The organism is Mesorhizobium sp. C277A (assembly GCF_040324395.1).
In the GTDB taxonomy this organism is placed as follows: Bacteria; Pseudomonadota; Alphaproteobacteria; order Rhizobiales; family Rhizobiaceae; genus Mesorhizobium.
This window is the reverse complement of the sequence record NZ_JAMYVW010000004.1, coordinates 357,382-371,128: the sequence shown is the minus strand read 5'-3', so window position 1 is coordinate 371,128 and position 13,747 is coordinate 357,382. Positions and strand designations below refer to the sequence as shown.

The following is a 13,747-nucleotide window of genomic DNA, read 5'->3' as shown; positions in this document are numbered from 1 at the left end:
GCCGATGGCTTTCTTGAACAGCAACTCGAACTTTCGGCAGGACACTGCTTCCTTCGGCCAATCTCCACCGGCGAGGCAGCGAAAGACCCGCTCGTAACCGCTACCGAGTTTCGCAATTGCAGCAAACAATGGTCATCTGGTTTCATCCGGGCTTCGGATCCAGACAAGGGGTACCGCTTTCCTGGAGGCGCATCGCCACCTGTACAGGTTCACAATCATTCGACCGTGACCGATTTTGCGAGATTGCGCGGCTGGTCTACATCCGTCCCCATGAAGAGCGCCGTGTGGTAGGCTAGAAGCTGTATCGGGAGCGAGAAGATCATTGGCGCGATAATCTCGTCGACAACCGGCAGCACGAGCGTGTGCATGGTTTCGAGTTTCGATACGGCTGCCCCTTTTTCATCGGTGATGAGGATAATCCGCCCTCCACGGGCAGCCACTTCCTGCATGTTGGAAACGGTCTTGTCGAAAAGACGGTCATGGGGCGCGATGACGATCACCGGCATGTTCTCGTCTATCAAGGCGATCGGCCCGTGCTTCAATTCACCCGCTGCATAGCCCTCGGCATGGATGTAGGAAATCTCCTTGAGCTTCAGCGCACCTTCCATCGCTAGCGGGAAACTGGTGCCACGGCCGAGATACAGGACGTCACGACACTTTGACAGTTCGCGCGACAAGAACTCGATTTCCGGCTGGATGCACTCGAGTACGTGGCCCATCACGCGCGGCAATTCGGCGAGGCTCCTGACGAGCGCCTGCAGCTCGTGTTCGGGGACGGTCCCGCGGGCTCTGGCCGCGCCGATGGCGAGTGCTGCTAGAACGGCAAGCTGGCAGGTAAAAGCCTTGGTAGAGGCGACGCCGATCTCCGGTCCGGCAAGGATCGGGAAAACCGTATCGGCCTCCCGAGCGATGGTCGATTCGCAGGCATTGACGATAGCGCCAATTTTCAGCCCACGCTCCTTGCAGTACCTCAATGACGCAAGCGTATCGGCGGTTTCGCCGGACTGCGAGATGAAAAGAGCCGCCGATTGCGGCGGCAACGGGATCTCGCGGTAACGGAATTCGGACGCAACGTCGATTTCAACGGTCAGGCGCGCATAGCGCTCGAACCAGTATTTTCCGATCAGTCCGGCGAAATAGGCGGTCCCGCAGGCAGAGATCGCCAAGCTCGGGACCTTGGCGAAATCAATGCCAGGAAGCATGTCGCGACTGTCTATGATGTTAATGTAATGACGGAGAGCATGGGCGATGACCTCGGGCTGCTCGTAAATCTCCTTCTCCATAAAGTGGCGATGGTTGCCCTTGTTGGCGAGATCGGCCGCGGCCGTGGAGATATGGCGCGGACGCTCGACGGGACGGCCGTCGACATCGAAGATATGGGCGCCCGAATTGCTGACAACGGCCCAGTCGCCGTCGATGAGATAGGTAATTTCATTGGTGAAGGGAGCAAGGGCGATCGCGTCGGAGCCCAGGAACATCTCGCCGTCGCCGTGACCGATCGCGAGCGGTGGTCCGTTGCGCGCCGCCGTGATGGTCGACGGTTCATCTTCGAAGAGGATGGCAAGCGCATAAGCGCCCTTGACGCGTTTCAGCATGGCACGCGTGGCCTCTTGCGGCCTCATGCCCTCTCGGCGGTATCTTGCCAAGAGATGCCCAACGACCTCGGTGTCGGTGTCGGTCTGGAACTCGGCGCCATCCGCCGCCAATTCGTCCTTCAGCTCGGTGAAATTCTCGATGATGCCGTTATGGACTACGGCGACACCGTCGCTAAAGTGCGGGTGCGCATTGCGTTCGGTCGAGGCCCCGTGGGTTGCCCAACGCGTGTGGCCGATGCCGACGTTGCCGCTCAGCGGCTCTTCCTTCAGTCGCGTCTCGAGATTGACGAGCTTGCCCTCGGCGCGCCGGCGGTGCAAGGCACCCTCGATGATCGTCGCAACGCCGGCGGAATCATAGCCGCGATATTCCAAACCCTTCAACGCGCCGATCAACCGATCCGACACCGGCTGTTGCCCAACGATGCCAACAATCCCGCACATGTTCGTCTCCGCATCTTTGCGGGCAGCACCAGCCCACGCGAGACGGATACCCGTCCGGCCGCTTTAAGTGGCGGCCTTGTAGTAGAATTCCATAATATTGGTAAAATTGATTGTTGTGATAACTACCATCCACCCGATGGATAGGTCGGCGGCTGTGGAGCCACGACCCAAACTTCTATTCGCGCCTGACGCTCTTATGAGGATCGCAAACTCACACCCGCGGCAGGATCACGGCCTCGGAAAGGCCAGGAGGGCTTGGACAGTGGACGGACGACGGGCCTGCGACCCTTTGTCAGGCAGTCGGCATCTAGGAGCATGGTGCCGCCGACTTGGGCATCGGCGATGGTCTGTCTTGGCGACAGCCTGAGTTCGCTTCAGGACCGTCGTCGTCTCGCGCGGCTGCCGGTGTCAGTTGACGATAACAAATGTCCGCCGGGGGCGAGCGCCTCGCGCACGGCACGTGCCAGCCGCGGTCGGTCCGGGACGCCGTCGAAGGCGTTGGCCGTGAAGACTCGACGGGGCGTGACACCAGAGTAGCGAGTTCGTAGCGCGTAGCCGGCGACGAATTCGCAATTGGTCGCGCCGGCGCCGGTCAGCCGGCGCTGCGCGGCCTCCAGTTGGTCGGCGTAGTGCGACGACATGGCGGGCGATCGTGGTGATCGGCACAGCCGCCCCGCAACAGAGGTCGACCACCTCCATGCCCGGCTTCAGCCCGGTTGTCGCAAGCGCCATCTTCGCTGCGGTCGCGCTTGTCATGCTGCTCTTTCCTGGCCTTTGCAAGAACACGAACCTCGGCTTCGGTCGGAATGGCAATGTGGCGAAGGGCGACCCGATCTGCGTCAAGCTCATCGCCAGGGAAGAGGCGAATGATGGGCAGCCCCACTACCGCCTGATCACCACCGGCGGCCGCCGATGTTCCCAGCATTCGCGTTCCAAGGTCGGCATGTCGTGCTCCTCGCTGGCATAGCCGAGGCAGAAATAGCCGATCAGCGTCCATTCGGGCGGCGTGTCGAGAATTTCGGCCATCTCGGTCGCATCGAGGATCGACACCCAGCCCATGCCGATGCCCTCCGCCCGCGCCGCCACCCACAGTGTGTGCACCGCCATGACGGCCGAATAGTCGATGGTCGCCGCCATGGTCATGCGACCGAGCCCATGGCCTTGTCGGGTCGTGCGGTCGGCGAAGACCGCGAACTGACAGGGCGCCTCGTCGAGCCCGGCAAGCTTCAGCCGGGCATAGAGTGCGGCGCGCTCTCCCGAAAAGCGCGTGAGCGCCTCGGCATTGCAGCGCTCGAAGCAGTCTCTCACGGCAGTGCGCCGCTTGAGGCTCTCGACGACTACGAAGCGCCAGGGCTGGCTGAGGCCAACGGAGGGCGCAGTGCTGGCGAGCTCGAGCAGGCGTTCCAGCGTACCCTCCGGCAGAGCCGTCGGCTCGAAGCGCCGCACATCCCTGCGCCAGCGCAGCAGCGTGATCAGCCCGGAGCGAAAATCGTCGGTGAAATCTGGAGGTGACGGCATGGCGGTCTCGTTAGGTATGTATTGGACACTAGGGAGTACAGTGTGGACAGCCTACTGCCGATTGCCAAGCTGGCTTGTTGCGTCCGACAATCGCGTCATGCGGCCCCAACCGCAAACGATAGAAAAATGTTTCCTGATGGGCGGCGCTATTAAGATGCAATCGACCAAGCCAGTTTCGATCAGCTCGCACGGCGGTGAATCGCGTACCAGGCCGTTGGTAGATGCGCCATTGACACTCAGGCGCACCCGTATCGCTCACCAGGCCTCGACGGCGACAGGCGTCTCAGCTTGCATATACTCGTTCCTGCCGCATCGCCTGCAACTCAGTTTGCTTCCGACCACGTCGGCCTCGACGTCCCCGAAGATTCCCCAGGTCATTCGGCCGATACCATCGTCTGACATCATAGCGCCGCAGCGGACAGCACCAGCTGCCCAATTTCATTTGGGGCATCGCTGAGCTTCCAGTCGCCACCGCAATTTCGTCTTCCACCAGCGTCAGGCCTGACCCAAATTGCAGCTCATCCCTCTCACAGTCAATTCGCGCTTGAATTATATGTTCTACTTTCGTTCACTGTTCGGACGACACATTAGAAAGAGCTGGAATGGAATCTATCATCAGCCCTCGATAGCCGCCAAAGGTGGCCGCTGTTCAAGCCCGCCGAAAAGTTTGGATGCCGTTCACAAGGGGAGAGCATTGGTGGGACCATGCCGGCGCCATCTACCTCTTTGTTCTTCTCGGGGAACATCGCCCGGGCCAGTGGTCTCAATCGTGACCGGAGAGTAAAAATAACGGACGCGCATCAGGGCTCGCGCACGTGGAACGCAATGAGCATCCCCAGTTACTGGCACATTCTACAATCAGCTACCAACTGACAAACGTATGGCAGGAGACGGATGAGACGTGGACGGTGTTCGACCGTCGTACCGCAGAGTCGCCATAAGTCGCATTTAGGAGGTCCTGATATTTGATGCAAATGGCTGGGAACGTTGCTCACCCTCAACTCGGAGGTGACCGTTACCATAAACAGCGGATGGGCTGGTGCCGTCATGAAGTTGGAGGGCGACTTGCCTCCTCTAGCCGTTTTCGCAACCTATTCCGTCGCCGTCTCGGTCAAGATCATAGATATCGGTGCCTACGACAGAGACCGGCCCGTGTACGTATGCGGGACCATTGCCCTTTCCGGAGGAACAGTCGACATCGCTGGCGATTGGAACACAGGCGCCTGTGTAGTTAGGGTCGCAGGATTCTTGGCCATGAGCGCTGCTGATGAAGGACGCCAGACCCAGAGCGACCGCGCCTAGACGATGAAACCGCATCAAACACCCGCCAGCTAACACCCAAGAAATCTTAGCGGGCATTTTAGCTCCATGCAATATTAGCACTGGCTTGGGCGCCTATATATCACCACCAAGCTCCAAAGAGATAAGTTATTGCCCCACTGCAATGATCAAGATCGCGTTGAGGGTCGCGCGATGGCGGGCTACTTGATTTCGGTTTGGCAGATGCGTGGCCAAAGACCGACGCGTGCTGCCAGGCATATGCATCTTCGGCGGGGTTTGACTTTTGATATTGCTAGGCAGGAAGGTCGCTAGCTGTACAGACCAGCTTATTACCGAGGTCGAGAATCCTAGTACCGATCGGTGGTAGTGCATCCACAGCAGTCTGATTTGACAGCCGTCGTCGAGCCGGAGTTCGCATCGCCCTCTGCGGTGAGGCCTCCGTAAGCGTCTGCGACGACCGACAGAGTCGACAAGCACGCGCTTCGTTCAGCGCCCCGAGGTGATCATGGCTGAAAGCGGCCCTACAAGGGCGGCCGATAGTAGCCTTCAAGGCCTACAAGAGGCAAACGCTGTGGAATCGTGTGCAGGGCGAGGTCGGCGGTCCCGAAGGAGCATAAGAAGAACAAGGCCGAATGGCTGAAGCCGGGACTGGTCCGCCGGTCACGAGGTCGGAGGGCGAAGAGAAGCTGCGCCTCGCGAGGCTACGGATTTCTGGGAGGATAACCAAAGAGCGCGGCCAGTCTTAGGTATATTGTACGATTGTTACCCAAGCGGCGGCCGCATGGACTCTCATCATCTTGGAACTACATTGCCAGAATGGCACAGCTCTTTGAATCCGCCCCAATGAGCGCTTCATTTCAGATGATCGTGGACCACTATGAGACAGCGGTTTCACTCCAGGAGCGCATTGTAACTCGCGCTCGACAAGTCGGCTTGGCGACCAAAAGCGATGACGAATTTCTGGAGCATCTGAATGCCGCGTTAGAGCGGGTGCGCCAAAGCTTGGCTCGGGCCGATTAACGTAATTGATTAAAAAATGGGACATCCGCGGTCGGCAGGCATACAGTGTGCCATCGACGGCAACTCTAAGGGCGTCCGTCGGCTGTGAGCGATCAACATGCTTCCGCCCCAATAGGGAGAGGGAGCTATGACAGACTCCAGTTCACAAACTCACACTGCCGCGCAACGCGACACCGGCCAAAATTCGATCTATCGCAATTCGCTGCTGCTACGAATGTGCTCGGCAGATTTGGCATTGCTGCAACCTCATTTCGAAAGCGTCTCCCTTGGGCTGAAGACGCATCTCGAAGTGGCGGGGTCACCAATCAGCACCGTGTACTTCTTCGAGAGCGGTCTCGGGTCAGTGGTGGGCGAGCTGCGGCCTGGTATCGAAGCTGAGATCGGAATCATTGGTTGTGAGGGCATGACCGGCTCAGCGCTTATCATGGGCGATGACCGGTCAACGCACGATTGTTACGTCCAATTAGAAGCCCGAGCCTTTGTTATCGACGCGGGCCTCTTCACCAAGGCGCTTCTGACAAGCCCAACCTTGCGAACCTTTCTGCTCCGCTACGTTCACTACTTTCACCTCCAGGCAAGCTTTACCGCGCTCAGCAATGCCCGGATGAACATAGTCGACAGGCTCTCAAGATGGCTGGTGATGTGTGATGATCGCGTCGACGGGAACAGCTTTGCGATTACGCACGAGTTCTTATCAGTTATGCTCGGTGTCAGGCGGCCCGGCGTCACCATAGCGCTGCAAACCTTGGAGGGCCAAGGTCTGATACGCTCAATGCGAGGAGAGGTAGTCATTCTTGATCGCGCGCGTCTAATTGCGCTGGCAGATGGGTCATATGGCAGGGCTGAAGCCGAATACGCTCGGCTAGTCGGCAAACTGCATTGATCGCAGGTGCCGCGGCGTCCGTAGCGCCGCGACGGTGATCGCCAACGAATGTGCTCGACAGGAGATGGTCGATCTCCTGCATTGGAGTCACGTAAGCCGCCTAGACAGAGCCTTCACCGCCGACGTTGCCGAGCATCGGGATCCAAGACGAAGCTGTCATGCCGGCACCGCTGCATGCGCCCCGCGAGGAACAAACCGCCCCTCGCCTTCGTTCAGGATCCCGAAGCACGATACGGCTGTGCACCACCTTCCGGCCACTCAAAGGAGACCCGAGACGACTTGGTCCGTAAAGGAGGTTGTCGAAGAGCATCTGAGGCTTCGCGCGGCAGGCGATATCGAGGAGGATCTCTGGGGCGCACTGCCATCTAACCTCGATTAAACAGGCACTGATGCGCTGGCTGGAGCAATGGCGAGACTCATTGCACCAGCCAAGTTCAGGGCATGTGCAGACAACCGCTTTTGGCCCGGAACAGATCGATTGGCGGCATAGCCTTATCTTTCCCTCACAACGGGAAGGCTGTTTCGGGACTTTTCGAAATCAGCGGATCACAGGCTCGCCATGGAAGCGGCGGCGCGATGGAGGAGAAACGCCGAAGCCAACTTCCATCATCAGCCGTGGCCTGTGCGACGGCACGGTGCCCATATGGAACCCGAACGGATCCTCGACGAAACCGAAACCGGCCTTGCCGGTCAGCGTGACCGGACTCTGCTTGCCGTAGACGTCCAGAATCTCTTGCGCTGGATGGCCGACGACAAGCGTAAATTGGTGCTTGAGGGCGCGGCGATCATGGCTGCCGCGAACATAGATATGCGGGCCGGTCCCCTCGTCGACGGGCACCAGATAGAAAAAGAACTTCAGCATCCGCCAGTCGTCCAGGTCGAAGTGGTATTTGCCGAGCGAAGCCAGGTTCTTGTCCGCGTCCGACGCCTGGCCGGTCGGGAAGCTCCACCAGACGCGCGTCGTGATCAGCGTCGCCTGGCCGCCGAGATAGTGCGCCGCGATATCCATGAGCAGCGGATCGTTTTGGATGGCAACGGCCGACTTACAGCCCAGAATGCGCTCGAAATAATGGCCGCTGAGCAACGGACGGCCAAATCGCGCCTCAGCCTCCGCATGCTCCGCCGGCATGAACTCGAGTCGGCGATCGAAATTGCCGAAACAAGGTGTGCACCTGGCGAATGCGGCTACATCTTCAGCCACCATTGCAGGCAGGACAAGGCCGGGAAAAAGCCCATCCATCCGCAGCGCGTCGACAACGTCGTGGCAATTGACACCGGCAAACATCGTGTCCTGGGCTCTTTGCGGCCTTCGGACCGGCTTTGCACCACGCCAGTGCATTCTCCGTGCCGGCATGGTGCGCGCCAACATGAACATGGGCAGCCACGCCGGGTTCTCGCGAATATCCGACAGGTAGGTCGGAATGCGTACGGCTATGCGACGCAGCATGCTGCCGTTTCGCGCGATTGTCTCAAGGCTTGCAGCGCCGGCTTTGTCGGAGTTCATAACGGTCATCGGGGTCCTCAGGTCATGAATGCACTTATCGACGAAGTTGGGTCCCGGTGTTTCGCCGAAACCCGATTCGCCGCGGAAGAACTAGGCGCTTGCCACGTTTTGTGCAACGCACCATTGCAGTGAGAAAATGGAGGTTGCGCGTTCGTATAAGACAATCGCAACCACTCCAATTACCTCAGGAACTGTCTGTAGCCGCCGCCCATCAGGTAGCGGCCGCGTTGGATGGCGCGACGTACCTGATCGCGAAGATGGCCGCCTGGATGACGCCAATCTTCTTCGACACGGCGTCTCCCGAACAAGGCAATGGCGACCTCCTGATGAGATGCTCCCGCCAGCGAGCCATCCAAAGCCTGCAGTACAATACGCAGACGCGCTCCGCGGTGTTCCGGCGGAAAGCAAGCAGCTGACACGCGGCGGCAATCATTGATGTCGTTCAGGAACTGAAGGGCAGCGACATGGAACTTGAGGTGCTGCGGCTGAAGGATTGCGTCGACATATAGCCGCAACGGGCGGAGGACGGACGCACCGGAAACGGCGATCTGCAGACTCCGGCAGTTCTCCCTCAGCAGCACGTGCTGCATGCCCGCAGCTGTCAGCAGGATGTCCTTGCAGCATGAGAGCGAAGAAAGGTGAAGCGGTTCAAAATCGTGGTCGAGCCCCAGCGGCTCCGCGGCCGCTCGTAGAATACAGGCGCAATCGCGCGGATCCCAAAAGACCCTCGCCGATGTAGCGTCCGACTGTGGCGCGTCCGCGAAAAAGGAGGCTCCATTGTCTTAGGAAAGCTGATTCTGTCGTCAACTCGATTATCTTCATGTCGGCCTGGGTTCCGACAAAGCAGGCGGACGGTGCCATTTTGGCGTGGTCGCGCTGGAATTGTGGATTACGCCGAAGAAACTCCCAGGCCCAGCCAGTGCGTGGCAATCGTCTGGCGTAGTGGTAAGCGTCCTGGCGACGCCAGTCCGGCCAGCATACAAGGCCGACCGTCGCTTCCTTGGACAAACCAGCATCCTTCATGGCACAGGTGTCCACAATGGCGCTATGCTGACGGGCCTAGAACCGGTTGCCACAGTACCGGTCCGCTCAGACGTCCCCTGCTGCGGATGCGCAAAAGGCTCGCGTGGGAAATCTCGAGAAACCCAGCCACCGCCTCCGTTTTGCCGACGCACTTGGGTTCTCCGATGCGCGACAATGGCCACGTAGCAAGGCGGAGGATCCGCTCCATGCGCGTGTCCGTCACCGTTACGATCCGGGTCAGATCCTTGGCCAAGCCGAACTCGATCATGCCCGCGAAGAGCTCGTAGGTCGCCTGAGCCAGCCCGCCCGCTGCCTTGGGCGCCGACGGAGGAAGATCGAGCGCGAAACGACTGCTCTCCCATATGTCGGTGGTCGAGGGCACGACGTCAGCACCCAGCAGCACCGGGAAGGTGTCGCGCAACATTGTGGGTCCGGTGCTGGGCAAAAGACGCACGCAACCGCGAATTCGCCAGTCGGATCCTTTGAGGAGCAGATAGACAGGCTTGAGAGCATCAAACGGATCGGATTCCATCTGGTCTTCGGTATCAACTTCCCAATCGAGCCTTTCCTTGAACACCCGAAACCTGAGCCCGTGCATCTCTTTGAGCTCGCCTGCAAAATCACTGTAAAAGTCTGGTGCTATCAGTTGCATCATGGTCGCCTCCATGTGGGATGTGTTCCCGCCATCGAAGGGCAAAGCTGACAGCGATGCAGCCTGTAGAGGTTTACAGGTATCGTGGCTGAGAATCAGGATCTCGTCAGGCCGGAGGCAGCCATTCGTGCAACGGCTTGGTTGATCGTTCGAACGCCAAACTTTGCCTTGGCGTTTTCCAGATGAAAGGTCACGGTGCGCTTTGAGACGCCGAGAAGCTGGCTAGTATCCCAAGCCGACTTGCCGCGCGCCGCCCATTTCAGGCACTCGAACTCCCGCGGGGTGAGCGTTACACCATCCACCACGCGATGATCGGCGAGCCTTCGCCGGACATGGATATGAAAGTTGATGGCCACCAGCTGCAATGCTTTTTCGTAACGTGCCAGTGACCGCAACAGAGGCGGACGGGACTCGTCGGAAGCAAAGGTCAGGGCAGCAAACCGGCCGAGATGATCATGCATGGACATCGTCAGGCCGCCGCAGATGCCAAACTCAGCCGCACTCTCTAGAATTTGTTGCTGCGAATTCGGCAGACCGTGCCGAGCGCGATCCACACCCCAATCGAATGTATCCCAGCCTTGCAGCCCGCGCAGGATGACCGGATCGAGACTGTGGTACCGCTGTTGCAGATAACGTGACGTCCAGGATGAAGGATAGTTTGAAATCAATTGGGGGGCGTCGCCGGAGGCTGACGGGTAGGTGAAATAGGCGAATAGCGGGAAGTCGAAGCCGGCTGCAGCGGAGGCCATTGCCTCACCGAGATCGGCAGCATCAACACTTGCAGACAGTTGCTCGACGAAGTTCTCAAACACGCGATGCATGTGTCCTGTGCGTAACCTCCGTAACGCTCAATGCCAGGCAGAGACCTTGTTTTAGATGATCCCGGACGAATACGGCGCGTGCCGAGAACGTGGCTAATCTGTTGAACCAATCCGAAATAGTCTGACGTTGTCTATGAGCCGTGTGCCGCCGAGCCAGGCAGCGGCAAGCAACCGTGCCGGTCGATCGAGGCTCGTTATCGGGTGCAGATCTGCCTCATCGCGAAGTTCCAGGTATTCGACCTCGCGATAGCCTGCAGCCAGAATTGCTGCGCGAGATTCTGCAAGCGTTGGCAGGATGGGTGAGCCGCGCTCAAGCCGCTCAGCCGTCTTGAGCAGGACCGATGATAGCTTGGGAGCAACAGCGCGTTCCGCTGGCGAGAGCCGCACATTGCGCGATGATAGCGCAAGACCGTCGGCTTCACGGACTGTCGGACAGGCAACAATGGTGATTGGAATATCCAGATCCCGGGCCATGCGCCTGACCAGGTGAATTTGCTGAAAGTCCTTTTCGCCAAAGAAGCCGAAGTCAGCGCTGGTCTGCAGGAAGAGCTTGGCGACGACGGTCGCCACGCCGTCGAAATGCCCCGGCCGGAATGTACCGCACAGGCCTTCGCTGACACCGCAAACCGAAACGGTGGTGGCGAAGCCCGCCGGATACATCTCCTCTGCATCTGGCGCATAAAGCAGGTGCGCGCCAACCGATGCCAGTTTGGCGGCATCCTCGTCCTCGGTGCGGGGATACGCGGCAAGATCGGCCTGGCTGTTGAATTGCTTCGGGTTGACGAAGAGCGTCACTATCACACGGTCTGCCTTCTCGAGTGCAGCGCGCACCAGGCTGAGATGGCCCTCATGCAGGACGCCCATCGTTGGCACCAGGGCTATCCTCACACCTTCGCAGCGCCATGCGGCGACGCTTTCGCGAAGCTGGTCAACGCTCCTGACGATCGGCACGCTCACGCTGCTTCTCCGCTCTTGGTGGCGTCCGTGTCGGCGGGCTTGGGCGCATCGGCAAACACATGCTCTGCGGCGGGAAACTGGCGCTCCTTCACCTCGCGCGCATAGGAAGCGATCGCAGCCGCAGCCGCCTCCCGGAGTTCAGCATAGCGCTTGACGAACTTGGGCCGGAAGTCGCCGAAGAGGCCCAGCATGTCGTCGACGACGAGAATCTGGCCGTCACAGGCTGCCGAGGCACCGATGCCAATGGTCGGGGTCGCCACCTCCTTGGTGATCCGGCGGGCGAGCGCCTCAGGAACCTTCTCCAGGACGACCGCAAAGGCGCCCGCTTCGCCCACCGCAATTGCGTCGCGCCTGATGCGCTCGGCATCCCCGCCCCTGCCCTGTACGCGGTAGCCACCGATGGTGTTGATGGCCTGCGGCGTCAATCCGACATGGGCCATGACGGGCACGCCGCGTGCGGCGAGGAAGCCGATCGTCTCTGCCATCGCTTCGCCGCCTTCGAGCTTGACGGCCGTGCAGCCGGTCTCGGCCATGACGCGCGCGGCATTGCGGAAAGCCTGCTCTGGGCTTTCCTCGTAGGAACCGAACGGCAGGTCGACCACCATCAGCGCCTGCTTGATGCCACGGCGCACCGCCTGGCCGTGCGTGATCATCATCTCCAGCGTGACGCCGAGCGTCGAGGGCAGGCCGTGGAGAACCATGCCGACGCTGTCGCCGACGAGCACCACATCACAATGGGGATCGACAAGCCGGGCGACTGGGGTGGTGTAGGCGGTAAGGCAGACGAGCGGCGTCCCACCTTTGCGCGAACGAATATCCGGCGGTGTGATCGCCCTGGTGTCACCATAAGCGCTCATGGGACCCTCCTTCCCCTACGTTACCAGCTGCGGCTGTCGCCTTTGGCACATTTTTGTGCAGGTGCGAAGAGCAAAAAAAATGGCCATGCAGCTGCGGGGTGTTGACGTGCCAATTGGCACGCTTACACTAAATCGATTAAGGTGCCCCCGAGTTGGCCAAATAATGGACGATCAGGCAATAGGACTCAGGAAAGACAGAGCCGCCGGCAAGGCCGACAACGTCAAAGTGGACTTGATCGCCTTTGTGGTCGCCGTAAACGGCAGTCAACCCTGTGTCCTCACCATCGGCCAGGCGGACACCTTGCCCTCCGGTCCCTTTGCGCTTGAGCACCGATCGCTGCAATCCGGCTTGAGGGGGTGGGTCGAGCAGCAAACCGGCCATCGGCTGGGGTACATTGAGCAACTCTACACGTTCGCGGATCGGGATCGCATCGGCGCCGAGCGCCAGCAGCGCGTCATCTCCATCAGCTATCTCGCATTGACGCGCAAGGAACAGGCAGCGGGCTCGCCCAAGTGCGGATGGCAGAGTTGGTATGAATATTTTCCATGGGAGGACCACCGCTCCGGCACGCCTGCGGTCGTGCTGGACGTTCTGCGGCCGCGCCTGATCGAATGGGCAAACGGGGTTGGCGATTCGGCCACGCGACGTGAACGCTGGCAGCGGGCGACGATAGCCTTTGGCTTCGACGACCGCCTTTGGAACGAGGAACTCACGCTTCAACGCTATGAGTTAGTCTACGAAGCAGGCCTGGTCCAAGAGGCCGTAAGAGGGCGGGACGCAGGACCCCCGCCGCTGGTGCCCAGCAAGTCCATGGTCGCCGATCATCGCCGCATCGTGGCGACCGGCATTGCGCGGCTGCGCTCCAAGATCAAATACCGCCCAGTCGTCTTTGAGCTGATGCCGCCGGTCTTCACGCTTTTGCAGCTGCAGCGAACCGTGGAGGCGCTCGCCGGCAGGCTCATCCACAAGCCGAACTTTCGCCGACTGATCGAACAGCAGGAGCTGGTCGAGGAGACCGGAGAGGCCACCACTGAGACCGGCGGCCGGCCAGCGAAGCTTTTCCGTTTCCGCCACGCCGTTCTGGACGATAGACTCATCGCCGGGACAAAATTGCCGCTGGCGCGGGGTTGACATCCCTTATACTCACAGCAAGTATATGCTGGTTATTTTCAGTTAGAGTATAAGCGGGAGGGG

At 59.9% G+C, this 13,747-nt stretch carries 12 protein-coding genes; 2 read left to right on the top strand and 10 right to left on the bottom strand.

Going from position 1 to position 13,747, the window contains the following annotated elements; translation table 11 throughout:
• Positions 1 to 215 precede the first annotated feature (215 nt).
• The 3 genes from glmS to bluB all read right to left on the bottom strand — a co-directional run bounded on the left by glmS (position 216) and on the right by bluB (position 3,554).
• A complete protein-coding gene (gene glmS, locus NKK52_RS31340; protein ID WP_031204395.1) occupies positions 216 to 2,036 on the bottom strand; it encodes a glutamine--fructose-6-phosphate transaminase (isomerizing) in 1,821 nt (606 codons plus the stop codon).
• A 374-nt stretch (positions 2,037 to 2,410) separates the two neighbouring features.
• A complete protein-coding gene (locus NKK52_RS31335; RefSeq protein WP_198031538.1) occupies positions 2,411 to 2,677 on the bottom strand; it encodes a class I SAM-dependent methyltransferase in 267 nt (88 codons plus the stop codon).
• A gap of 241 nt (positions 2,678 to 2,918) precedes the next feature.
• Complete coding sequence (gene bluB, locus NKK52_RS31330) at positions 2,919 to 3,554, bottom strand: 5,6-dimethylbenzimidazole synthase (protein WP_023685561.1); 636 nt, start codon at positions 3,552 to 3,554, stop codon at positions 2,919 to 2,921.
• A gap of 2,428 nt (positions 3,555 to 5,982) precedes the next feature.
• Here bluB and NKK52_RS31325 point away from each other — a divergent pair.
• The gene (locus tag NKK52_RS31325; RefSeq protein ID WP_023731597.1) at positions 5,983 to 6,738 is read left to right on the top strand and encodes a Crp/Fnr family transcriptional regulator; all 756 of its coding nucleotides are present in this window, start codon (positions 5,983 to 5,985) and stop codon (positions 6,736 to 6,738) included.
• A 538-nt stretch (positions 6,739 to 7,276) separates the two neighbouring features.
• On the opposite strand, the gene NKK52_RS31320 is transcribed toward NKK52_RS31325, so the two are convergent.
• The 7 genes from NKK52_RS31320 to panB form a co-directional block, all read right to left on the bottom strand.
• Positions 7,277 to 8,251 (bottom strand): hypothetical protein, encoded by a 975-nt coding sequence (locus NKK52_RS31320; protein ID WP_023708080.1) that lies wholly within the window; start codon positions 8,249 to 8,251, stop codon positions 7,277 to 7,279.
• Between the two features lie 170 nt (positions 8,252 to 8,421).
• The gene (locus NKK52_RS31315; RefSeq protein ID WP_023673629.1) at positions 8,422 to 8,832 is read right to left on the bottom strand and encodes a DUF2285 domain-containing protein; all 411 of its coding nucleotides are present in this window, start codon (positions 8,830 to 8,832) and stop codon (positions 8,422 to 8,424) included.
• Between the two features lie 58 nt (positions 8,833 to 8,890).
• Entirely contained in the window at positions 8,891 to 9,265 is a 375-nt protein-coding gene (locus NKK52_RS31310; RefSeq protein WP_352498917.1) for a transcriptional regulator domain-containing protein, read from the bottom strand.
• Positions 9,266 to 9,287: 22 nt separating this feature from the next.
• Entirely contained in the window at positions 9,288 to 9,920 is a 633-nt protein-coding gene (locus NKK52_RS31305; protein ID WP_023707030.1) for an acyl-homoserine-lactone synthase, read from the bottom strand.
• Between the two features lie 92 nt (positions 9,921 to 10,012).
• Entirely contained in the window at positions 10,013 to 10,738 is a 726-nt protein-coding gene (locus tag NKK52_RS31300) for a LuxR family transcriptional regulator (RefSeq protein WP_023708081.1), read from the bottom strand.
• Positions 10,739 to 10,831: 93 nt separating this feature from the next.
• Complete coding sequence (gene panC / locus NKK52_RS31295) at positions 10,832 to 11,695, bottom strand: pantoate--beta-alanine ligase (protein ID WP_023685567.1); 864 nt, start codon at positions 11,693 to 11,695, stop codon at positions 10,832 to 10,834.
• Entirely contained in the window at positions 11,692 to 12,552 is an 861-nt protein-coding gene (panB, locus tag NKK52_RS31290; protein ID WP_023707031.1) for a 3-methyl-2-oxobutanoate hydroxymethyltransferase, read from the bottom strand. Before panB ends, panC begins: the two co-directional genes overlap by 4 nt.
• Positions 12,553 to 12,715: 163 nt before the next feature.
• Here panB and NKK52_RS31285 point away from each other — a divergent pair, with 163 nt between their 5' ends.
• The gene (locus NKK52_RS31285) at positions 12,716 to 13,684 is read left to right on the top strand and encodes an NUDIX hydrolase (protein ID WP_023673634.1); all 969 of its coding nucleotides are present in this window, start codon (positions 12,716 to 12,718) and stop codon (positions 13,682 to 13,684) included.
• Positions 13,685 to 13,747 lie beyond the last annotated feature (63 nt).